The organism is Cobetia sp. 10Alg 146 (genome assembly GCF_029846385.1).
GTDB lineage: Bacteria > Pseudomonadota > Gammaproteobacteria > Pseudomonadales > Halomonadaceae > Cobetia > Cobetia marina.
The window spans coordinates 228,451-251,143 of record NZ_JARWKT010000003.1; the positions used below are offsets into that span (position 1 = coordinate 228,451).

Here is a 22,693-nt window from a genome sequence, read left to right on the forward strand (position 1 = left end):
CACCGGGAGCACTACCATGCCAACGCCACTCAACAAGTTGTCACGCCGTGACTTTCTCGACATCTCGGGCCGCTTCGGCCTGACCTCGACCCTGCTGGCCGCCACCGGCCTCGGCGCAGGTCTTACCGCGTCCACGCTGGCGCGCGCCGCCGATCAGGAGCAGCAGAAACGCTACAAGACAGCGCCCAAGTTCCAGCTGCGCTTCGGTGCCTCGGGCTTCAACGAGCGCAATCTCGATATCCAGAAGTCCGGCCAGCTGTTCTTCGCGCGGGATCTGGAGGAACGCACCAACGGCGCCATCCGCGTCGAATTCATGGGCAGCAACGAGGTCTGCAACCAGCTGGACTGCGTGGCCAAGACCCAGCAGGGCATCGTCGACATCTACTCGGCCTCCACCCAGAATTCCTCGGGCAGCGCGCCCTACCTGAACGTGCTCGACTTCGCCTATCTGTTCCCCACCGTCGCCTCGATGTTCCACTTCTTCTATCACAGGAAGAGCGAGCAGCTGCTGCGTGAACCCCTGCGCCAGCGCCACAACCTGCAGTTTTTGTTCACCCACTGTGACCTGCGCGGCATCATGCTCGGCCTCAAGTGGCAGGACAAACCGCTGGTCACCAGCATCGACCAGCTCAAGGGCACCAAGAACCGCGTCACCGGCACCCAGATGGGCCGGATCGCCATGGAGCAGCTGGGCCTGAATCCGGTGCCGGTCGCCTGGGAAGAGACTCTCGATGGCCTGCGTCAGGGCCTGCTGGATGGCGCCGAGACCTGGATGAGCGCCGTGGCCTACGCCGGCATGGCCCCGGTGGTCTCCCAGGCCGTCGACCTGCGCTTCTTCGCCGGCACCGAGCACACCGGCATGAGCCTGCCCAAGTTCGACAGCCTCGGCGCAGAACTGCAGGACCAGGTGATGGAGTCCGCCTACTGCGCGCAGATCTTCACCCAGGGCATGAACGAGGCCGGGCGCTTCGAGATCGTCGGGGCCACCGAGCACCCCGCCCCCGGCACCGTCTTCGCCGAGAACAACGTGCGCGTGGCACCGCTGTCGGATGCCGAACGCTCACGTGCCGAACAGATGTGCTCGCCGGAATTCAATCCCGAGCCGTGGGAGCAATGGCGTGAGCGCCTCAACAAGTGGTCCGGCGGTCTCGACATCTATCAGGAAATCCATGCCGTCGCGCGTGAGATCTCCCGCGACACTGCCGCCGTCAACGTCAAGCCGCAGCGCTGGTGGAGGGGGTAATGGGCGATACCACCATCTTCAGCCAACCGACCAAGCACCCCGCCATCAAGAAGGCCGCGCCCTGGGCGCGTCCCTTCCTGTGGCTGGATGCCCATCTGGAACAGGTCGTCATCCTGATCGCCTATTCCGGCATGGCCGGCATCATCTTCGTCGAAGTCATCCGGCGCTTCTTCTTCGGCCTGCAGGCCCCCTGGAGCACCAGTATTCCGGTGCTGCTGTTCCTGTGGCTGACCTGGTTCGGCGCCTCGCTCAACGTCAAGAAGCGCACTCACCTGAGCCTCAACGAGATCCGCATGAAGCTGCCGCGCGGTGGCCAGTTCGCCTGTCTGATTCTGGATGCCGTGCTGTGGATCGGCTTCGGGCTGATGGTGATCTACTTCACCACCACCCAGGTGACGCTGGCCTATGACAACTACGCCATCGTGCCGGGCACCGACAACGTCATGCAGTGGTGGTTCTACCTCGCCACGCCGCTGGCGTGGGTGATGATCATCTATCGCGTGCTGCAGAATCTCTACGCCGACTGGGCGCGCTATCGCCGCGGCGAGTCCTTCAACCTGCAACCGTCCATCATGGACTGAGGAGGTCATCATGACTGACAGCATCTGGATCTCCCTGATCACGGCGGGCGTGACGGCCTTCTTCCTGCTGGGAGTGCCCATCTTCCTCGTCATCGGCCTGTGGGTGGTCGGCACCAGCCTAGTGATCGACTTCACGCTGGCCAATGTCGGGGTCACCCTCTTCCAGGGCCTGAGCTTCTTCGGCCTGCTGGCGCTGCCGCTGTTCATCCTCACGGGGGACCTGATCAATGCGGCGGGGATCGCCAAGCGACTCTCCGACTTCGCCTACTCGACCCTGAGCTGGATGCGCGGCGGCATGGGCATGTCGACCCTCGGCGCCTGTGGCCTGTTCGCGGCGATTTCCGGCTCCAACGCCGGCACCACCGCCACCATCGGCTCGATCATGCAGCCCGAGATGGTCAAGAATGGCTATGACGAACGCTTCGCGGCCGCCACGGCCGCCTCCGGCGGGACCGTGGGCATCATCATTCCGCCCAGCATCATCTTCATCGTCTACGGCTTCATGATGAATCTGTCGATCAGCGACCTGTTCATCGCCGGCATGGTGCCGGGCGCCCTGATGGTCATCGCGATGATGGTCGCCTGCTATCTGGTGGCCCGCCAAAATGGCTGGGGTCAGCTGCAACCCTTCAAGGCGGGCGTCAGCGCGAGGCTGGCACGCAAGGCCTATCTGGGCTTCGCGACCATCGGCGTGGTGGTCTACGGCATCTACTCGGGCAAGTTCTCGCCGACGGAAGCCGCCGCCATCACCGTGGGCTTCACCATGATCGCGGGACTGCTGATCACACGGGAAATCAGCCTGAAGAAGCTGCCCACCATCATGCTGCGCTCAGGCCAGATCGCCGGCATGCTGGCACCGCTGATCGCCATCTCGGTGGTCATGCAGCAGCTGCTGTCGGTACTGGGAGCCGGTCAGGCGCTCAGCGACATGCTCAGCGGTATCGACAACTACTATCTGACGCTTGGCACCTGCATGCTGATCATCCTGCTGGCCGGCATGATTCTGGAAAGCCTGCCAGTGACCATCATCCTGGCGCCGATTCTCGCCCCCATCGCCCAGCAGGCCGGCGTGGACCCGATCCACTTCTCGGTCATCTTCCTGGTCGGTGCGGCCATCGGCTTCGTCACGCCCCCCTTCGGGCTCAATCTGTATGTCGCCAGCAGCATCACCGGCATCTCCTACGTCAGACTGGTGAAGTACGTGATTCCCTACTTCATCGCCCTGATGGCCTGCTGGCTGGCCATCTGTCTGATTCCGTCTCTTTCCCTGTTCCTGGTAAACCTGTAACACTAGCCTCATCGACAGCCCCGCGAGGGGCTGTCTTCGTCTCATTGCCGCTGCGGACACCCCCTTCCCGGGTGACGTGATGAATCGATGCACTGACGCCCTGCCGACCTGCACCTGACGGCCGACATGTTCCTTGAGACCTTCCGCGACATGCACCGACAGGCAGGATGAGGACACTAGATGAGCAAGGACACTCCCACGAATTCGACGCTCTTTCGCGCGCTGGGCCTGCTGGAAGAGGTCGTCACCGCTCAGCACCCCATCAGCGCCGCGGATCTCGAGAAGCGCTTCGAGATTCCCAAGCCCACCGTGCACCGTCTGCTCAAGCAGCTGGAAGAACAGCAGCTGATCAGCCGGGATCTGGATGGCCGTCACCTGTTGCCCGGCCAGCGTTTCCGGCGCATGTCGCTGGGCGCACTGGCCAATGAGGGCCTCAAGGCGCCACGCCGCGTGCTGCTGGAGAAACTGGCCGGGAAGGTCGGCGAGACCTGCAACCTGACCCTGCTGGATGGCCACGAGGTGATGTACTACGACCGCGTGGAAACCAACTGGCCGGTGCGTATCCAGCTGGCCCCCGGCTCGCACCTGCCCTTGCACTGCACCGCGAGCGGCAAGCTGTTTCTGGCACTGATGCCGCTGCACCGTCGCCGCGCGCTGCTGCAGAGTCTCGCGCTCGAGGCCCATACACCCTGCACGCTGACCTCCCGGGCTACGCTGGAAGAGGCACTCGACACCGTGGTGCGCAATCAGCTGAGCACCGACGACGAGGAGTTCATCCAGGGCATGGTGGCGATTGCCGTGCCGGTCTTCGATGAGGTCGGCCAGATCCAGGCCACCCTGGCGATCCACGCGCCACGCCTGCGCCACTCCATCGAGTCCTTGCTGGAATGGGCACCACTGATGCGCCAGATCGCCACTGAACTGGAAGGTACGCTATAGACCGTGGCTTCCCCGCTGCATCGCCCGAAAGACATCGCCCGAAAGACATCGCCCGACTGGCATCGCTCGACTGGCATCGCTCGAGTTGCATAACACTCAAACAGCTCGCCCCCGCAGACAGTCTGCTGTCCTGTGGGGGCGAGCTGTTTCATATGCCGCCTTGCTGCCTCCGCCTGTTTCCAAGGCGTCTCTTTCTAGGCGTCTCTTTCGGGGCGTCTCTCCCCCTGGGCTCAGGGCGTCGGTACCACCACCACCGGAATGCTGGCGCGCTTGATCACCCCCTTGGTGACCTTGCCCGCATAGGAGGCCACGAAGCCGCGCTTGTTGGTGGCCATGATGATCATGTCGCAGTCATGGCGCGTGGCGTAGCGGATGATCTCCGAGGCCGGATAGCCCTCCACCACATTCAACCCGGCGATCACCGGGCGTGGATCGCCGTCGTCATGGGTGCTCCAGAAGTCCTCCATCATCTTTTCCAGGTTCTCCCTCGCCTGATCGAGCCGTTGCTGCATCAGGCCCTCCAGCGTCGGCTTGTGACGGATGTTGACCTTGAGGGTGTTCATCACGTCATCCGACAGCGCCTTCACCGCATGCAGCACATGCAGCTCGGCGCCCGTCGCGCCCGCCAACCATACCGAGCGCGCCAGTACCCGCTCACAGTCTCCGCGCAGGCCCACACAACACAGGATTCGTCTGACTGCCGGCATATCCACTCTCCTTGCCGTTGATGAGAGGCATCAGGTGCCGCTGGCCTTTCAGTAACCCATCACCCTGGGTAGCCACAGCGAGATCTCAGGTACATAGGCGATCAGGAAGATGGCCGCCACCGACCCTGCCGCAAAGGGCAATGCCTTGAGCGAAATCTCCTCGATGGAGGCTCCGCCTATCCCCGAGGCCACGAACAGGTTCTCGCCCAATGGCGGCGTCTGGAAGCCGATGGCCAGCGCGCAGACCACCACGATGCCGACGTGCACCGGGTCCATGCCCAGCATGTACATGATCGGCAGCAGCACCGGGGTGAGAATCATGATCGCGGCCAGTGTCTCCATGAACATGCCGACGAACAGCAGGAAGACGATGATCATCGCCCAGATGAGATAGAGGTTGTCGGTCATCGCCAGCATGCCCTCGGCGATATGGGCCGGCACGCGTTGCTCGACCAGCAGCCGCCCGAACACCGTCGCCGTGAACAGGATCAGCAGCACGCGACCGGTGATCCAGGTAGTGGTTTCCAGAGTGCGCAGCGTCGGCTTCCACTTGAGTTCCTTGTGCAGGAAGATGCCGACGATCAGGGTGTAGACGATGGCGACGATGGCGGATTCGGTCGGCGTGAACAGGCCGCTGTAGATGCCGCCGAGGATGATGAAGGGCGCCAGCATCGACCAGATCCCCTTCCTCAAGGTGGCGCGGATATGTGTCCACGACCAGCTGTTGGTCAGCCCGCGATAGCCGCGTTTCTTCGAGATCACGTAGTTGATCATCAGCAGGAAGCCGGCGATCACCACGCCGGGCATGACGCCCGCGATGAACAGCTTCGGGATGGAGAGTGTCTGGAAATCGCCATGCAGCGCCACCGCTTCGGGAGGTGGCTGCAGCCCCATGCCGGAAATCCCGAAGATCACCATCGGGATCGAGGGCGGAATCACCACGCCAAGTCCACCCGAAGACGCCGTGACCGCCGAGGCATATCCCCGGTCATAGCCGCGCTTGGCCATCGCCGGAATCATCAGCATGCCGACCGCCGCCGTGGTGGCAGGTCCGGAGCCGGAAATCGCACCGAAGAACATGCAGGCAAACACCGTGGCAGCGGCAAGTCCCCCGGTCACCGGGCCGGCAAAGGCCTCGGCGATATCGACAAGACGCCGCGAGATGCCGGCGGCCTCCATCAGCGCCCCGGCCAGAATGAAGGCCGGCAATGCCATCAGCGGGAAGGCGCCCACCGAGGTAAAGGCGATCTGCACGAAGGCCATCGGGTTCTCGCCGATGCTCAGGTAGGTCGCCAGTGCCGCGACCCCCAGCGAGACGGTGATCGGTGCGCCAAGCACCAGCAGCAGGAAGAAGACGCCAAACAGGATATAGATGATGGTGGAATCGATCATGGTGTCCCGCTCCCGCGCTGGTCGTCATCATTGACGGATGGGCCTGTCTGCTTCAGCTCCTGCATTGCCTGGGAATCCGGGTCCACGATGTCTTCCTTGCGCACGAACTTGAGATAGTTGGTCTGGAGAATGCGCACCGTCATGGCGGTAAAGGCCAGCGGCAGAATCAGATAGAAGTACTTCATCGGCACGCCCATCGTCTGCGACTTCCAGAACAGGTTCATCTTGTTGAACACGAAGTCGTAGCTGTAATAGATGAACACCGCATTGAAGGCGATCCAGATGATATCGGTGAGCACGCCACAGGCGGTTTCCACCCAGCGCGGCAGAAAACGGAACTGGAAGGTCACGCGGTTGTGCGCCGACATGCGGGTGGCATAGACCGCCCCGAGATAGGCAAACCACACGAAGGCATAGGTCGCCAGCTCGTCTCCCCAGGGAATCGAGTAGCTGAAAAGGTTACGCAGCATGATCTGCGCAAAGAGAATGATGACGAACACCACCAGCAGGAACTGGCAGAGATAATTCTCGAGATTGTCCAGACACTTCAGAAATATCCGCATGCAGATACGTCTCCTGACATCGATGGCGTTCGCCACCCCCTGCCTGGCGCCCTTCGCAGGACGACAGACAGGGGAATGACGGACGGGCCGTTGAAAGCCTCAGCAGCTCAGCGCGTCATCAGGGAGCGGTGGACGGATCACGCCCGAGTGTCTCGAGCACTTCCACCAGCTTGTCGCGCCCACCGATGCTGTCGTAGAAGTCCGGCCAGATGCTGGACGCCTTGGCGATCCATTCCTTTTCGTCATTGGCGGGCTGGGTGATGGTCATGCCGTGCTCTTCCACCAGTGATTTCTTGATGGAATCCTCGGTGGCCAGCAGGTAGTCGTAGCTGTGGGACGTCGCCTCTTCACCCGCCGCCAGCACCAGCGTCTGCTGCTCTTCGCTCAAGCTCTGGAAGGTGCCTTCGCCCATGATCAGCGGTTCCATCGAGAACACGTAACAGCTGTCGGTGACGTGGTTCTGTACTTCGTAGAACTTCATGGCATCGATGGTGATGTAGGGATTGTCCTGACCATCGACGACACCCTGTTGCAGGGCGGTGAAGGTCTCGGACCACGCCAGCGGGTTGGGATTGACGCCCCAGGACTGGTAGGAGGAGATCATGATCTCGTTCTTGGGCACGCGGATGACCATGCCGGCCAGGTCCTCGGGTGAGGCGACGGCCTGCTTGGAATTGGTCAGACGACGGCAGCCGGAATAGGCCCAGCCCAGAATGCGGATACCGGAATCGCGCAGGGTATTGTCACGCAGCTCATCGCCGATCTTGCCGTGGGTCAGCGCCTTGGCATCGTCAGGGCCGTGGATGACATACGGCAGGGTCAGCACGCCGACGGTCGGCGAGAAGGGCGTCAGGTTGTTGATCGCCACCACTGACAGATCCACCAGGCCCATGCTGGCGTTGTTGACGGTGTCCTGCTCGCTGCCCAGCTGGCCGTTGGGGAAGAGGTCAACCTTGATGTCACCGCCGGACTTCTCTTCCACCAGGCTTGCGAAGGTCTTGCCCAGCTCGTACTGGGTGCCACCGGCGGCGTCCCCCAGGGCCATCTTCCAGGTCGCGGCATTGGCGCCCCCGGCCATGGCCAGACTCGCGGCCATCACCGCGACGGCCAATGACGCCTTGAGCGCGCTGGCGCCAGAGAAGTCGCGGAGGTCTGCTGATTGGATCTGTGTCGAGTCGATCATCTTGTCTGTCCCGTCGTTATTGTTGTTGCGGGCTCCTGACGGCTGCGTGTGACCGCGAGCGTGGCACTGCACCGGCACTCGTCAATGACGCCCTCTCTGCCTCCCACCTCCAGCAGTGTCGGTCTGTCATTCACGAGGTCCATCACACACTCATCTGCAGCCCTCAAGAGAGGGAGTGGGAAGTCGCGTCGTGCTGTCACTGTGCTTGCCACTTCACTTTCTTCCCCTGCGCCAGACCTCCATAGAACCAGTCCACTCCCATCGATGGGGCCAGTCTCGCCAGGCGCTTGCCCTGCCCCGCGCCGTCTGCCTCAATGAGGGCATTCCCGACGCATGACGAGGCGATCAAGCTCACCGCTCGCCCTGGACATGACGGGACAGGCAGGTATGAAAAATGCATGAAAAACGGGGACTTCCACGAAGATCCCCGCGACAACAACAGAGAAGATGCATGAGCCACCCGCTGTTTCACCTCGATGCCTCGCGCAAGGAAAGTCTGCAGTTCCAGATACGCGAGCAGATCTCGCAAGCCATTCTCGAGGGCCATCTGCCCCGCGATGAGGCACTGCCCTCCAGCCGCAAGCTGGCCCGCGAGCTGAATGTCGCGCGCAATACCGTGATGCTGGCCTATGACCAGCTGCTGGATGACGGCTTCCTGATCGCGCGCCAGCGCAGCGGCTATTTCATCAACCCCGACATTCTCAAGGGCCGCGCCGACACGCCGGTACGCCTCAATGACATCGATGCCGACAGCCTCGACTGGGATGAGCGCCTGGCCATCAAGCCCTCCGTGCAACGTGCCATCGAGAAACCCGGCGACTGGCACCAGTACGACTACCCCTTCCTGTATGGCCAGCTGGACCCGGAATTCTTCCCCACCCAGCACTGGCGGGAATGCAGCCGGGACTCGATGAGCGTGCCGTCGATTCGCAGCTGGTCGGTGGACCACATCAATCATGATGACCCGTTGCTGGTCGAGCAGATTCACCAGCGGCTGTTGCCACGCCGGGGGGTCTGGGCAAGCCCGGAGGAGATCCTGATCACGGTGGGGGCGCAGCAGGCGCTGTGGATCAGCTGCATGCTGCTGCTCAAGCAGGGCCAGCGGTTCGCGATGGAAAACCCGGGCTACGTCGACATGTACAACATCGCGCGTACCTTCACGGACGACATCCAGCTGCTGCCCATCGACGGCAAGGGCCTGCAGCCAGTGGAATCGCTCAAGGACTGCCGACTGGTGTTCGTCTCGCCCAGTCACCAGTCGCCCACCGGCGTGACCTTGCCGCTGGAGCGCCGCCGCCAGCTGCTGGACATGGCCGAGACAGGCAATTTCCTGATCATCGAGGACGACTACGAGAGCGAGAGCAACTACGCCGACAACCCGACGCCCGCACTGAAGAGCCTCGATCGCCACAAGCGGGTCATCTATGTCGGCAGCCTCTCCAAGACCCTCGCCCCCGGCCTGCGCCTGGGCTACATGGTCGCGCACCCCACGCTGATTCGTGAGGCGCGTGCACTGCGCCGCCTGATGCTGCGCCATCCGCCGACCAACAATCAGCGCGCGGTGGGACTCTTCATCGCGCGGGGCTATCACGACAGCCTGCTCAACCAGATGCATCAGGTGATGCAGCGCCGCTTCCTGGTGATGCGCGACGCCATCCTGCGTCACCTGCCGATGATGAGCACGCCCTCCACCTATGGCGGTTCCTGCTTCTGGATGCACGGGCCGACCAGTCTGGATGCCCATCGACTGGCCGCCCTCGCCCGCCAGCAGAGCATTCTGATCGAGGTGGGCGATCTGCACTTCTTCTGCGATCGCGACCGTCATCGCCACTACTTCCGCCTCGGCTTCTCGGCGATTCCGGAATCGCGTATCGAAGCCGGCATCATGAAACTGGCCGAGCTGGTGCCACTGGCGATGCAGGCACCCGAAAGGGTCACTGACATGAGCGCCTGATTCTCGACAGGCACTAATGGCAAACTATTACCCTATAGCTAAAAAAAGGCTCCCTGACTGGCCAGCAAGACGTGGCAATCAGGGAGCCTCTTGTCCTTCAGGCAACCTCACTTGCAGGCTACTGCGCCTCGTCCTTCATCGCATACCAGCGATACAGGCAACGCTGGCCGGTACGGCGGAATGGCGCGAACAGCGGCGACTCCACCTTGTTGAGCACATTGGGATACGGCAGGCGCGACTGGAAGATCGGCAGCACCAGATCCGCCGCGTCCCTGGCGATCCACTGGGCGAGACGCTTGCCCGCCTGGGCGGAATACATCACGCCGTTGCCGCCATAGCCCATGGCGTAATAGACGCTCTGCTTCGGGTCCGGCTGATGGATGCGCGGCATCATGTCGTGACTGACATCCACCCAGCCCCACCAGGAGTAATCGACCTCGATGCCGGTCAGCGCCGGGAACTTGCGATGCATGTCGGCGATCAGCAGCTGCTCGTATTGCGCCTTGGGCGCGTCACGGCCTGACACGGCACTGCGGCTGCCGATCTGCAGGCGGTTGTCCGGCAGCAGACGGTAGTAGTGGCGCAGCACGCGAGTGTCGGTGAGCACCTGGTGGGTATGAAAGCGTGTCGCCTCGATTTCCTGCGCCGTCAGCGGGCGCGTCACCAGCGAGTTGGAGAGCACCGGCATCAGGCGCTTGTCGAGCTCCGGATGCAGCTTGCCGGAGGTGTAACCGCCAGTAGCCATGCCCACCGAGCGCGCCTTGACCACACCACCCGGCGTTCTCAGATAGTGCACGCCATCACGGGTCTCCCAACTCTCCACCGGGCTTGCCGGGTGCACCTTGACGCCCAGGCGGCGCGCCTTGCGCAGATAGCCGAAGGCCAACTTGCCCGGGTGTACGCCGATGCCTTCCGGCTCGTGCATCGCGCCGCAGGCCTCTTCGTCACCGACCCACTCATTGCGCACCGTAGCGCCATCGATGATGCGGGCATCGTAATGGAAGGTCTCGCGCAACAGGCGCGCTTCCTTCTCCAGCCCCGGCATCATGCGCTCGCGGTGGGCGATATACAGATGACCGCCCGGCTGCGGATCGCAGTCGATGTCCTTGATCAGCTCCTTGAAATTCTCCATGCCCTCGACGCACTCACGGTGCAGGCCGTGGGCGGCCTCGAGCCCGTAGCGCTCGATCCACTGCGAGCGCTTGAGGCGCCCGGTGGCGCACTGCGCCTGACCGCCATTGCGGGTCGAGCAGCCCCAGCTGACCCGATTGGCCTCCAGCACGGTGGCCTTGATGCCGTACTTCTCGGCCAGCACGATGGCGGCGGTGAGTCCGGTGAAGCCGGAGCCGACGATCACCACATCCGCGTCGATATCGCCCATCACCGGGCCATCATCCTGCGGCGGCTCACCGGCGGTGGCGACCCAGTAGGTCGGCGCGTAGTCGCGCCCTTCGCCGGGGGTGGCGCTCACCAGCGGGTCATAGGCCGGGTCATACGGCCGGGAGGCCTGAGTGGCCGGGCGCTGCTCTGACTCGCTGCCCACCTCATCTGGCCGGGCGCCGTGCTGCACGATAGTTTCCATCTCGAACACCTCCTCTCACCCGCAGGGCGCGCACGCCATGACCTGACACCATGACGTGCTGCCCCAGGGGCAAAGACAGCTTCAGAAACCGCTTCCCTGATCGATGCGCCGCTGGCGCTCAGACATTGACGGGCGGACGATTCTTGCGGAAGGCGTTCTTGATCGCGATCTTGCCGTCACGCAGCGTGAAGGCATCGATCATGCGCGCTTCGCTGCGCGCACCATCGGCGGTGGTGCCGGTGTAGGTGCTGATGACGAAGCCACGTTCGCCATCGGCGAAGATTTCCGCGTCGATCCACTGGGCATCCGGCGCGTTCTGCCAGGCAGCGGAGAGGCCCGCGCGCACTGCGTCCTGACCGGCGAAGGTCTTGCCTTCGAGTTCCGGCCCGGCGATGGCGAGGAATTCGCAGTCATCGGTCATCATCGACAGGCAGTCGTCGATGTCGTGACGGTTGAGGGCATCGCAGAAGGCACTCAGCAGTTCGATGGTGGCTTGGTGGGTCATGGGTCGGGCTCCGCAGTCTTGTTGTTGGGCTTGTGGTTCGAGCGTGTCGTTTGAGCAAGGGCATCAGCGATCGCTGCGCCATGCCCCGAGACTACGCCCCTGCCATCATTGCCCTTTAGCACCAGTTGGCGGCCAGCGATTGGGCCAGTTGGCGCCATTGCGGCGTGCCTGGTGCCAACTGGACCCATCGTCCCCCCAAGCCCGCACGAGACAGCGGGGTCAACTCGCCAGAGCGGTGGCGATCTCGACTCCCGGCGGCGTGAAGGCCTGAGCCGACATGAAGCTCTCGCGGCCCAGCAGAATGTCACTGAGCAGACGCGTGGCAGCCGGCGCCAGCACCAGGCCGTTACGGTAGTGGCCCGCATTCACATAAAGCCCTGCAAGCCCCGGCACCGCGCCGATGAAGGGCGTGCCATCCGGCGTGCCCGGGCGCAGGCCCGCCCAGTGATGCTCCGGTTCAAGCTCGCCGAGTGCTGGCAGAATGCTCGCGGCGCTGGCATGCAGTGACTCGCGTGCCTCTAAGGTGGTGGACTTGTCGAAGTCCTGATGCTCCAGGGTCGAGCCGATCAGAATCCGCCCATCGGCGCGCGGAATCACGTAGCGGCCATCGCACAGCACCACCCGCGACAGCAGCGGGTCTTCCACGCAGCAAAGCCCCGCCGCCACCGGATTGAAGACCATCATCTGGCCCTTCACCGGGCGCACCGGCAGCAGCACGCCGGCCGCGGCCAACAGCCTGCCGCTCCAGGCGCCGCCACATACCACGACGTTGTCTGCGCTGACGGTCTCATCAACCAGCCGGACGCCCGTGACGCGGTGATCCGCGCCGATCATCAGCTCCTGCACCTCGCAGCCTTCGCGCACCTCGACACGCACATGCGCCAGCAGACGCGCGCGCAGCGCCTGTCCGAGGCGCGGATTGCGGATACTGCCCAGCGTCGGCATCCACAGCGCCTGCTGATGACCCGCCGCCAGATGCGGCTCGCGCGCGTAGAGCGCCTCCCGCCCGATCACCTCCAACGGCTTGTGCTGGGTGTGCGCCCAGTCCAGCGCCAGTGCCTCATCCTCCACCCGCAGGTAGATCAAGCCCTTCTGGCGGTATTCGGGGTCGATGCCGGTGGCATCCTTGAGCGCCTCGGCAAGCCTGGGGTATTCGCCTTCTGACCAGCGTGACAGCGACGAGATGGCACTCGAGTAGCGCCACGGATACAGCGGCGAGACGATGCCGCCCCCGGCCCACGACGCCTCGCGCCCGCATTGGCCGCGCTCCAGCAGCGTGACGGTCTGGCCGGCCTCGGCCAGCTGCCACGCCATCATCATGCCCATCACGCCGCCACCAATGATCAGGGTATCGCTCATCTGCCTTGCTCCTGCGGGGGAATGAATAATCACAAATCTCATATTTCGATACGATTTGCATTATTTTTAGAAACAAAGCTATATTCAAGCCATTGCCGCTGCCCGGTTTTCCTGACTCCCTGTGACAGGTCTGCCGACCTCCCCGATACAGGTCTGCCTGGCAGCCACCGACAAGAATGACGAGGGAGACACCCCGTGAGCGACGCCACCACGATGCATCATGCCAGCGCCGACCCGCGCAATGACCAGGCCACTGCCGAGCAGCCACTGCCCGCCGGTCAGTTGCAGCCCACTGAGCTGCGCGGCGTGCGCGAGCTGTTCGGCATCGACAGTGACCTCAAGGTGCCGGTCTTTCTGGAGCGCGACGCCCACGTGCCGGAAATCGATACGGCCTATCGCTTCAATCCCGATGTCACCCTCGCCATCCTCGCCGGCTTCACCAACAACCGTCGCGTGATGGTTCAGGGCCTGCACGGCACCGGCAAATCGACCCATATCGAGCAGATCGCCGCGCGCCTCAACTGGCCGTGCCTGCGCGTCAATCTCGATGGCCATGTCAGCCGGCTGGATCTGGTCGGCAAGGACGCCATCGTGATTCGCGACGGCGTGCAGGTCACCGAATTCCAGGAAGGCATCGTGCCGTGGTCACTGACTCGCCCCATCGCGCTGATCTTCGATGAGTACGATGCCGGCCGCCCGGACGTGATGTTCGTCATCCAGCGCATTCTGGAGCGCGACGGCCACTTCACGCTGCTGGATCAGAACCGCGTGATTCGCCCGCACCCGCAGTTCCGGCTGTTCGCCACCGCCAATACCGTGGGGCTTGGCAATCAGGATGGGCTCTATCACGGCACCCAGCTGCTCAACCATGCGCAGATCGACCGCTGGAACATCGTCGCCAAGCTGGATTACCTGCCGCGTGATGAGGAAGTGAAGATCGTGCTGGCCCGCGTGCCGGCCAAGGACAACGAGCGTGGCCAGGCGCTGATTCGCGCGATGGTCGCGGTGGCGGACCTCACCCGCAAGGGCTTCGCCAATGGTGATCTGTCGAGCCTGATGTCGCCGCGTACCGTGATCACCTGGGCGGAGAACTGCGAGATCTTCCGCAACCCGGCGCTGGCCTTCCGCCTCTCCTATCTCAACAAGTGCGATGAGCATGAGCGTCCGCTGGTCGCCGAGTTCTATCAGCGCTGCTTCGCCAGGGAGCTTGAGGAATCCGCGGCGCTGATGGAGAGCGATCTGATGAATGAACAGGACAGCGACAAGGGAGCCCGGGCATGAGTGCGGCCCAGCAGGTACGCCGTCGTCAGCAGTATCTCGAGGAGCTTGCGGCGGCGAGTCTCGGGGCACTCAGCGGTCAGGCCGGCTGGGCCTATCGGGGGCGGCGCCTGAGTCGGCATGCGCAGGCGCTGCCATTGCGCACGCCGCATCTGCGTCTTGAGGAGGATGACTGCACGCTCGACAACTATCGCGCGGTCAGCGATGCCATCGCGCTGCGCCTGCTCCACACCGACGAGGCGCTGCATCTGGCGGCGCGCCCGGCGCTGCCGGAAACCCGCCTGATCTATGACCTGCTGGAGCAGCTGCGCGTCGAGGCGCTGGTCGATCCTGACATGCCCGGCGTGAAGGAGAATCTGGCGCGGCGCTTCACCGACTGGTGCCTGGCCTTCTATCACGCGGGCCTGACCGAGACGAGCAGCGGCATCCTGATCTACAGCGTCATCCAGTCGTGCTGGTCGCGCCTGATGGCCTGTGCGGTGATCCACGAGACGGAGGATTACATCGAGACGACGCGCGCCTCCTTCTATCAGGCACTGGGCGCTGACATGGCGGGGCTGAGACGCACGCGTTTCGATCAGGCGGCCTATCAGCAGCACGCGCTGAACATCAGCCTGTGGCTGGAGCAGGAACTGGCCGAGTCGCTGGAGGAGCAGGACGGCGAGGAAGATGACGAATTGGATGCCAGACAACGCTTCGCGCTGTTTCTGGAAAACGAGGATGAAGAAGCGAGTCTGCTCGAGGAGCAGGCGGCATCGCCGCTGCCGAGTCATCGGCGTGGCGCGCCGGAGGAATTGCTGCCCTATCAGGTGTTCACCACGGCCTATGACCGCGAGCTGGAACCGGCCAGGCGCATGCGCGCCGCGCTGCTCGATGAGTATCGTCAGGCGCTGGATACGCGTCTGGCGGAACAGAAGATCAACGTGCGGCGCCTGGCACGTCAGCTGGCGCGGCATTTCAGCTCGCCACAGCGTGAGGGATGGCACTTCGGGGAGGAGGAAGGAATCATCGATGGGCGGCGGCTGAGTCAGGTGATTTCCTCGCCGGCCGAGCGGCGGGTCTTCCAGCGCGAGCGCTGGGTGCCCGAAGCCAGTGCGCAGGTCAGTTTCCTGATCGACTGCTCCGGTTCGATGAAGGTGCATGGCGAGGCGGTGGCGATGCTGATCGAGATACTCACCCGTGCGCTGGACATGGCCGGTGTGCCCACCGAGGTGCTCGGCTTCACCACTGGCGCCTGGAATGGTGGCCGCGCCCTGAAGGACTGGCGACGCGCCGGCAAGCCCGCGCGTCCGGGCCGCCTGAATGAAGTGCAGTATCTGATCTTCAAGCCCGCCTCACTGGCGTGGCGACGTGCGCGCCGCCACTTCGGCGCCCTGCTCAAGGCCGATCTCTACCGCGAAGGCGTGGATGGCGAAGCCGTGCAATGGGCCTGCTCACGCCTCGCGGACAACACTCCTGCCGACGAAGGCGCGCGCCGCCTGCTGGTCGTCATCTCCGATGGCAGCCCCTGTGACAGCGCCACCAACACCGCCAATGACGAACAGTATCTCGACAGCCACCTCAAGCAGGTCGTCGCGCAACAGACCCGCTCCGGCCGCCAGGCCATCCTCGGCCTCGGCGTCGGGCTGGACCTCAGCGCCTACTACCCCAATCAGCTGATCATCGATCTTGAGCGCACCCTCGACAACGCCCTCGCCGATGAAATCGTCTATCACATGGCGCTGGCGTGCCGGCATCAGGGGATGTGAGCTGCTGCGAGCACGCGATGGTGCACTGCTAATTTCGAATCATTCCTAGATCACCCGCGCGAGCAGGGTATCGTCAATCCCGAATGCACCCTCGACAACGCCCACGCCGATGACACCGTTAATCATATGACGCTGACGTGCCGACGTCAGTGGATGTAACTAACGTACGTATATTAGTTACAACAAAGCCTTCAAATCAAAAACCTTAAAACTAATCGAAGAACTTTAATCCCTCAGTCGCTATTTATTTATAAAGCGAGACTATGTTACTATAATTGAGACAGCAACCAGAATCATACTAATAAGCGCACATACATTAGATCTACTTTTACCCATACCAAAAGTTGCCGGCAGTGCTGTAAATATTATACCAAACAACGCAAAAGCTAAACTCAGATCTCTATCAGATCCAAAGACGATAACTTTACTTAAAGTTATCACAATAGCAATAACCCCTACGAGAAAAAATACAAATCTTGGAATAACCATATGGTCATCATTGACTTTATCGGCAGTATATTCGTCGCTCACGTCATTTCCTCTTACTGAAGACATTAATTAAAGCCACATCCAACACCTCTGACAGTATTTCAATACGTAGTTAGCGTCTAGTCGCACCAACTCATTTAATACTAACACAGTAGCCATTTAATAAAACTTAACCAACCTGTCTTTAAGAATATAGTCGCATGATTCAAGTCAGATCCTACGACTCTCTAAAAACTATTAAGCACTAATCCATAAGCAAAGTTAATGATCGACAATCATGCATAAAAAACGATATCCAAGAAGAACCAACCAAAACAACCCTCCTTAAAAACAATAGAATCTCGAAATCAATCAACAGAATCAAACATTCTTTTCATTTTATTTCTAAATACATCTTCACATTTAAAGCAAGCACAATATTCAATTGCTTCCGGATCACCTGTAACAAACTCATCACAGTGAGGACAGATTACAGCTCGCCAACCTCGATCATGACAAACCACACAACTCCACAAACCATCGATGAAAAAAACCGAGGGAATTGTTGACCTACATTGATGACATTCAGCGATCCACTCGTCCCTTCCATCACAGCAGTAATCATCTCCATTAGAGTATTCGTCAGCACACTTAGCTATAACATCTTCTGTAGTCAAAGGATAATTACAAGCAGTACAGATTACAGGGCTTTTATTAAAAAACTGAACTAAAGAAGAGCATTCAGGACACTCAATAGTAGCATCAGTAGGCTTTATCGATATACCTCTATCGTCACAGATTAAACAGTGATAATTATCTCCCCATTCATTAGTTTTCTCTACGATAGCAGCAACAAATCCACACGCATTACAAGCAATTATCACTTCTCCTCGCTTACACTTGATATCGATATCTTTCTCTAACTCAGTAAACCTCACCCTTAGATAATCCCTCTTAGTAAGCATCAACCTTTGAATATCTTCTATCTCTTCAATATGTTTATAAAAAATCTCATTCCATTTCGAGGTTAAAAGAAAATATAAATGATGCCACGACCTCCATTGCTCTACTACAACCTTAGCTTTAGTAGATGATGCATTATCATATGAAGTATGTGAAAAGTGAACTATCTGATTACGATGTTCCCCCAACACCTCAAAAGTATTTATTACTTTACGATCAATCTTTTCTCCTAAAATATTATGAAGCCTATCCACAGAACCTTTCAATGATACAGAGTGAAAGTCTCCAGTCCTGAAATTATCTAATCGTGCTAGCTCTGGCTTGCTAAGGATAAGAGTCCAGTGCTCACTCATCAATCTAGCTTTAAATATAAGCTCAATAGCCGTATAGAAATCTACAATAGAATTTTTAGGCCTATGATCTAGGTCATCTATAGAAGATCTAAGAAAGTCAATTGCATTACAGACTAGGGAATCAAACATTTCTGTATTTGATTTATCAACCTGCTCAACAAATTTCCTAGCCATAATTGCACCTCACTTATTACACATTGATGTTTAAACATGCGATACCACATAGAAGACAACAACAAAGTTAATAGTAGCCAAGATTATTAATTTGCATAAGGCAGGCTTTCGCCTGCCCTATCCGCCGTGAGCGGCTAACAGAAGGAAAAGAAGGAGAAATCAGTCTTACGGGGTGCGCTGCTGCGCCTGAACGACAGTGACCGCAATGACATTGAGGATGTCGGCGGTGGAGCAGCCGCGTGAGAGGTCGTTGGCGGGTTTGGCGAGGCCCTGGAGCAGCGGGCCGATGGCTTCAGCACCGCCGATGCGTTCGGCGAGCTTGTAGCCGATGTTGCCGGCTTCCAGATTGGGGAACACCAGCACGTTGGAGGTGCCTTTGACGCGTGAGGTGGGCAGCTTGCGCTCGGCGATTTCCGCCACGATGGCGGCGTCGAGCTGCACGTCTTCATCGATGGCGATTTCCGGGCGTTGCTCCCGCACGAGATGCGCGGCCTGAACCACCTTGTCCACCGAAGCGTGATGCGCGCTGCCATTGGTGGAGAACGACAGCATCGCCACCCGTGGGTCTTCCCCGAGCAGGGCCTGAGCGCTGTCGGCGGCGGCCAGCGCGATCTGCGAAAGCTCTTCCGCGTCGGGGTCGATCACCAGCCCACAGTCCGAGAAGATCATCCCACCCTTCAGGTTGTGGAACGGCTTGCACAGCATCATCAGAAAGAAGCTGGAGACCAGCTTGCTGCCCGGCGCCAGGCCCAGTAACTGGATGGCGCTGCGCACCACATCGGCAGTGGTATTCACCGCCCCCGCCACCGAGCCATCCGCCAGCCCTTCGCGCACGAGCATGTTGGCAAACGTCAGCGGATCACGAATCTTCTCGGCGGCCTGCTCCGCCGTCATGCCCTTGGCCGCGCGATGCGCGTGCAGCGCCTCGGCAAGCCTGGCGGTGTGCTCGGAGGTGGCGGGGTCGATCAGCTCACACCTTCCCAGCGAGCCATCCTCGAGCCCGGCTTCTCTGGCGGTGGCGGCGATGACGGTCGGGTCGCCCACCAGCATCACCTGCGCCAGGCCCTGCTCCGCCGCGCTCACCGCCGCCTGCACCACCCGCATGTCCTGCCCTTCACAGAGCACGATACGGCGCGGGTCTGCCTTGGCCCGCGCCAGAATGTTGTTGAGTGCCTTCATGTCTGTCTCCTCGCTGCCCTTGCAGGCAGCCGACACATCCAAAAAGCCCCGGACATCTGAAATGGCCGGGGCAAGGGAGAGTTCCAGTCCTGCTTGCGCGTCGCGCTACACCCGCTTCATCGCGCTGCCATCCATGACCTGCACAGCGCGATCAGCGATGGGCGTTACACGTAATCCTGATACTTCTCGAGCAGACGCACCGGCTTCTTGAGGGCGTCGCGGCGGAACGGGTCGCCCAGTTCGCGCGTACACATCACCTCGATGACGCAGGTCTTGCCTTCGTTCATCTGCATGTCGATGGCCTTCTTGAGCGCCGGGCCCACGTCTTCCAGACGGTCGACGGTGATGCCTTCGGCCCCCATGGAGCGTGCGATCTCGGCGAAGCTCTGGTTGTCCAGCTCACCGGCGACGAAGCGACGGTTGTAGAACTCGACCTGGTTCTTCTTCTCGGCGCCCCACTGACGGTTGTGGAAGACGACGGCCGTGACCGGAATGTCGTGACGCACGGCGGTCATGATTTCCATCAGGCTCATGCCCCAGGCACCGTCACCGGCGTAGGCGATGGCCGGACGTTCCGGCGCGGCGGTCTTGGCACCCATGATGGTCGGCAGAGCGTAGCCGCAGTTGCCGAAGCTCATCGGGGCGAAGAAGCTGCGCGGCTTGTCGAAGCGCAGATAGCTGTGGGCCACGGAATTGATGTTGCCGATGTCGGTGGAGACCATGACATCTTCCGGCATCGCCTTTTCCAGCTCGCGCAGGACCTGACGCGGGTGCAGGTATTCACCGCCGGAGAACGGCTTCTCGTCCTTGGCCTCGTCGATGGCATCGAGGCTGAAGGCGTCCTTCTCGTGGGTCCACTCGTCAAGCTCGGCTTCCCAGGCAGCCTTCTCTTCGCGGATGGTGCTGAGGCGCGAATCCTTGGTGGCATCGCATTCCAGATTGCGACCGGACAGACGCTCGGTCAGGGCGATGGCCGCTTCACGCGCGTCACCGCAGATGCCGACGGAGATCTTCTTCACCAGGCCCAGCATCTTGTGGTCGGCGTCGATCTGGATGATCTTCGCGTCCTTCGGCCAGTAGTCCATGCCGTGCTGCGGCAGGGTACCGAACGGCCCGAGACGCGTGCCCAGCGCGATGACGACATCGGCCTGCGCGATCAGCTTCATGCCCGCCTTGGAGCCCTGATACCCGAGCGGACCACACCACAGCGGGTGGCTGGCCGGGAAGGAATCGTTGTGCTGGTAGCTGTTGACCACCGGCGCGCCGAGACGCTCTGCCAGTGCCTTGCACTCCTCGACGCCATCCGCCATCACCACACCGCCACCGGAGACGATGACCGGGAACCTGGCGCTGGCCAGCAGCTCGGCTGCCTCATCCAGACTCTTGCTGCCACCCGGGCCACGGTCCACGCGTGCCGGCTTGGGAATCTCGCACTCGATCTCGCCGTAGAAGTAGTCACGCGGAATGTTGAGCTGGGTCGGGCCCATCTCGGACATGGCGCGATCAAAGCAGCGACCGGTGTATTCCGCCATGCGCGACGGGTGGGTCACGTGGCCCTGGTACTTGGTGAATTCCTGGAACATCGGCAGCTGCTTGCATTCCTGGAAGCCGCCCAGGCCGATGCCGGTGGTGCCGGCTTCCGGGGTGACGATGACCACCGGGCTGTGCGCCCAGTAAGCGGCCGCGATGCCGGTGACGCAGTTGGAGATGCCCGGGCCGTTCTGGCCGATGACCATGCCATGACGACCGGAGACACGCGCATAGCCGTCGGCCATGTGAGCGGCGCCCTGCTCATGCACCACCGGGATCAGACGGATGCCGGCCGGCGCGAAGATGTCCATCGCATCCATGAAGGCGGAACCCATGATACCGAACATGTCGGTGACGCCATTGGCGACCATGGTTTCCACGAAAGCCTCGGAGGGCGTCATCTTCTGCTTGCCCTGCACGACCTTGCGGTTGTCTGCGCTGTCTTGAGTGCTCATGGCGTCTCCAACTATCAATTTTATGTTTATTGGTACATTTAGTTCCGATTACCGAAACATGTGACCAAAATTAGCCCTCACCATGGCGCCCGTCAAGCTAGATTTCATAAAATGATAGAAAACGTGTCTTTTTTAGAAACTTCTTCCGTCCTATGGAGTACTGTTAAAGTAGGCACAGCAACGCAAGGCACTGACGGGCCGAGCGTTTCGGCGCCACACTGCCCAGCGCACGGATTGAAGGAGGGAACAGCCCATGAACAGTGCCACCCAGCCCCAGGCAAGCCTGCCGCGTGCCAGCAAGGACGCTGACAAGGACACCGGCAAGGAAGGCAGCAAGATAGAGGGTGATACACCTGCCCAGCGCCTGCTGGCGCTGCTGGAGGTGATCGCCGCCAAGGATCAGTTCTTCACGCTGCAGGGACTGGTGGAAGAGACCGGCCTGCCCAAGCCGACGCTGCATCGCATGCTCCAGCAGCTGGAAGGCAGCGGCATGCTGCAGCGCGAGGCGGACAACCGCCATTACAGCAAGGGCAGTCGGCTGCGCCGTCTGGCGGAAAATCTGCTGCTCAACGATACCGTGCAGGGCGCGCGCCACGGCGTGCTCAGCCGGCTGATGGAAGAGGTGGGGGAAAGCTGCAACATCACCGCGCTGTCGGGCAGCGAGGTGCTGTATCTGGATCGCGTCGAGACCCAGGCGCCGCTGCGCTTCTATCTGCATCCCGGTTCCCGGGTGCCGGTGCATTGCTCCGCCAGCGGCAAGCTGTTTCTGGCCCAGATGCCGCCCGCCCAGCGCCGCCGCCTGCTCAAGGGCACACCGCTGAACGCGATGACGCGCAATACCCTGACCGACATCGACTCCGTCGAGGCCGAGATCGAGCAGGTCCGCCGGCAGGGCTATGCACTCGATGATGAGGAATTCCTGCCCGGGCTGGTGTGCATCGCGGTGCTGGCACCCAACCCGGACGGGCCGTCCAACATCGGCGTGGCGATCCAGGCGCCGGTGATGCGTCAGTCGCGCGAGGACATGCTCAAGCATCTGCCGGCACTCGAGCGCGCCGCCCGGGACATCGCCGCCATCCAGCGTGGGGCGATTCCGTCCTCCTGAGGCCAGCGGGCTGGGCTGGGTTGGACTGGGCTGGACTGGGCTGGAGCTCGGCAGAAGCTCGGCAGAAGCTGGACAGCGACAGACACAAGGTCGTGCTTCCCGTGATGCGCGTGAGGGGCTAGCCTAGCGGACTGCCTTCCACAC

At 61.2% G+C, this 22,693-nt stretch carries 19 protein-coding genes; 8 read left to right on the forward strand and 11 right to left on the reverse strand.

The window, feature by feature from the left end; all coding sequences use genetic code 11:
• Positions 1 to 16 precede the first annotated feature (16 nt).
• The 4 genes from dctP to QD172_RS07025 all read left to right on the forward strand — a co-directional run bounded on the left by dctP (position 17) and on the right by QD172_RS07025 (position 4,051).
• Entirely contained in the window at positions 17 to 1,243 is a 1,227-nt protein-coding gene (dctP, locus tag QD172_RS07010) for a TRAP transporter substrate-binding protein DctP (RefSeq protein ID WP_279855331.1), read from the forward strand.
• A complete protein-coding gene (locus QD172_RS07015) occupies positions 1,243 to 1,824 on the forward strand; it encodes a TRAP transporter small permease (RefSeq protein ID WP_077374878.1) in 582 nt (193 codons plus the stop codon). Before dctP ends, QD172_RS07015 begins: the two co-directional genes overlap by 1 nt.
• Before the next feature lie 10 nt (positions 1,825 to 1,834).
• Complete coding sequence (locus QD172_RS07020; protein ID WP_077374881.1) at positions 1,835 to 3,112, forward strand: TRAP transporter large permease; 1,278 nt, start codon at positions 1,835 to 1,837, stop codon at positions 3,110 to 3,112.
• Positions 3,113 to 3,292: 180 nt separating this feature from the next.
• Positions 3,293 to 4,051, forward strand: coding sequence for an IclR family transcriptional regulator (locus tag QD172_RS07025; protein WP_084208082.1), 759 nt, complete (start codon positions 3,293 to 3,295; stop codon positions 4,049 to 4,051).
• Positions 4,052 to 4,281: 230 nt separating this feature from the next.
• Here QD172_RS07025 and QD172_RS07030 read toward each other — a convergent pair whose 3' ends face one another.
• From QD172_RS07030 to QD172_RS07045, 4 genes are all read right to left on the reverse strand, one after another.
• A complete protein-coding gene (locus QD172_RS07030) occupies positions 4,282 to 4,758 on the reverse strand; it encodes a universal stress protein (RefSeq protein ID WP_136938739.1) in 477 nt (158 codons plus the stop codon).
• Positions 4,759 to 4,806: 48 nt separating this feature from the next.
• The gene (locus QD172_RS07035; protein ID WP_205632734.1) at positions 4,807 to 6,150 is read right to left on the reverse strand and encodes a TRAP transporter large permease; all 1,344 of its coding nucleotides are present in this window, start codon (positions 6,148 to 6,150) and stop codon (positions 4,807 to 4,809) included.
• Positions 6,147 to 6,713 (reverse strand): TRAP transporter small permease, encoded by a 567-nt coding sequence (locus QD172_RS07040; protein ID WP_279855332.1) that lies wholly within the window; start codon positions 6,711 to 6,713, stop codon positions 6,147 to 6,149. The genes QD172_RS07035 and QD172_RS07040 overlap by 4 nt, the downstream gene beginning before the upstream one ends.
• A 118-nt stretch (positions 6,714 to 6,831) precedes the next feature.
• Complete coding sequence (locus tag QD172_RS07045; RefSeq protein ID WP_279855333.1) at positions 6,832 to 7,896, reverse strand: TRAP transporter substrate-binding protein; 1,065 nt, start codon at positions 7,894 to 7,896, stop codon at positions 6,832 to 6,834.
• A gap of 451 nt (positions 7,897 to 8,347) precedes the next feature.
• On the opposite strand from QD172_RS07045, the gene QD172_RS07050 reads away from it, so the two are divergent.
• The gene (locus QD172_RS07050) at positions 8,348 to 9,850 is read left to right on the forward strand and encodes a PLP-dependent aminotransferase family protein (RefSeq protein WP_279855334.1); all 1,503 of its coding nucleotides are present in this window, start codon (positions 8,348 to 8,350) and stop codon (positions 9,848 to 9,850) included.
• Positions 9,851 to 9,968: 118 nt separating this feature from the next.
• Here QD172_RS07050 and QD172_RS07055 read toward each other — a convergent pair whose 3' ends face one another.
• From QD172_RS07055 to thiO, 3 genes are all read right to left on the reverse strand, one after another.
• Positions 9,969 to 11,432 (reverse strand): FAD-binding oxidoreductase, encoded by a 1,464-nt coding sequence (locus QD172_RS07055; RefSeq protein WP_279855335.1) that lies wholly within the window; start codon positions 11,430 to 11,432, stop codon positions 9,969 to 9,971.
• A gap of 118 nt (positions 11,433 to 11,550) precedes the next feature.
• The gene (locus QD172_RS07060) at positions 11,551 to 11,937 is read right to left on the reverse strand and encodes a nuclear transport factor 2 family protein (RefSeq protein ID WP_077374898.1); all 387 of its coding nucleotides are present in this window, start codon (positions 11,935 to 11,937) and stop codon (positions 11,551 to 11,553) included.
• A gap of 219 nt (positions 11,938 to 12,156) precedes the next feature.
• Positions 12,157 to 13,296: a glycine oxidase ThiO gene (gene thiO / locus QD172_RS07065; protein WP_279855336.1), complete on the reverse strand. Its 1,140-nt coding sequence runs from the start codon at positions 13,294 to 13,296 to the stop codon at positions 12,157 to 12,159.
• Positions 13,297 to 13,491: 195 nt separating this feature from the next.
• On the opposite strand from thiO, the gene QD172_RS07070 reads away from it, so the two are divergent.
• Both QD172_RS07070 and QD172_RS07075 read left to right on the forward strand, forming a co-directional pair.
• Positions 13,492 to 14,577 carry an AAA family ATPase gene (locus QD172_RS07070; protein ID WP_279855337.1) on the forward strand — a complete coding sequence of 362 codons (1,086 nt, stop codon included), beginning with the start codon at positions 13,492 to 13,494 and terminating at the stop codon, positions 14,575 to 14,577.
• On the forward strand, positions 14,574 to 16,322 hold the full coding sequence (locus tag QD172_RS07075) for a cobalamin biosynthesis protein CobT (RefSeq protein WP_279855338.1): 1,749 nt from the start codon (positions 14,574 to 14,576) through the stop codon (positions 16,320 to 16,322). The genes QD172_RS07070 and QD172_RS07075 overlap by 4 nt, the downstream gene beginning before the upstream one ends.
• Positions 16,323 to 16,583: 261 nt before the next feature.
• On the opposite strand, the gene QD172_RS07080 is transcribed toward QD172_RS07075, so the two are convergent.
• From QD172_RS07080 to xsc, 4 genes are all read right to left on the reverse strand, one after another.
• A complete protein-coding gene (locus QD172_RS07080; protein WP_279855339.1) occupies positions 16,584 to 16,853 on the reverse strand; it encodes a hypothetical protein in 270 nt (89 codons plus the stop codon).
• A 305-nt stretch (positions 16,854 to 17,158) separates the two neighbouring features.
• Positions 17,159 to 18,280: a hypothetical protein gene (locus QD172_RS07085; protein WP_279855340.1), complete on the reverse strand. Its 1,122-nt coding sequence runs from the start codon at positions 18,278 to 18,280 to the stop codon at positions 17,159 to 17,161.
• 165 nt (positions 18,281 to 18,445) lie between these two features.
• On the reverse strand, positions 18,446 to 19,459 hold the full coding sequence (gene pta, locus QD172_RS07090; protein ID WP_279855341.1) for a phosphate acetyltransferase: 1,014 nt from the start codon (positions 19,457 to 19,459) through the stop codon (positions 18,446 to 18,448).
• A 164-nt stretch (positions 19,460 to 19,623) separates the two neighbouring features.
• Positions 19,624 to 21,444 (reverse strand): sulfoacetaldehyde acetyltransferase, encoded by a 1,821-nt coding sequence (gene xsc / locus QD172_RS07095; protein ID WP_084208074.1) that lies wholly within the window; start codon positions 21,442 to 21,444, stop codon positions 19,624 to 19,626.
• Positions 21,445 to 21,697: 253 nt separating this feature from the next.
• Between xsc and QD172_RS07100 the strand changes: the two genes are divergently transcribed.
• Positions 21,698 to 22,549, forward strand: coding sequence for an IclR family transcriptional regulator (locus QD172_RS07100; protein ID WP_077374914.1), 852 nt, complete (start codon positions 21,698 to 21,700; stop codon positions 22,547 to 22,549).
• Positions 22,550 to 22,693: the final 144 nt, after the last annotated feature.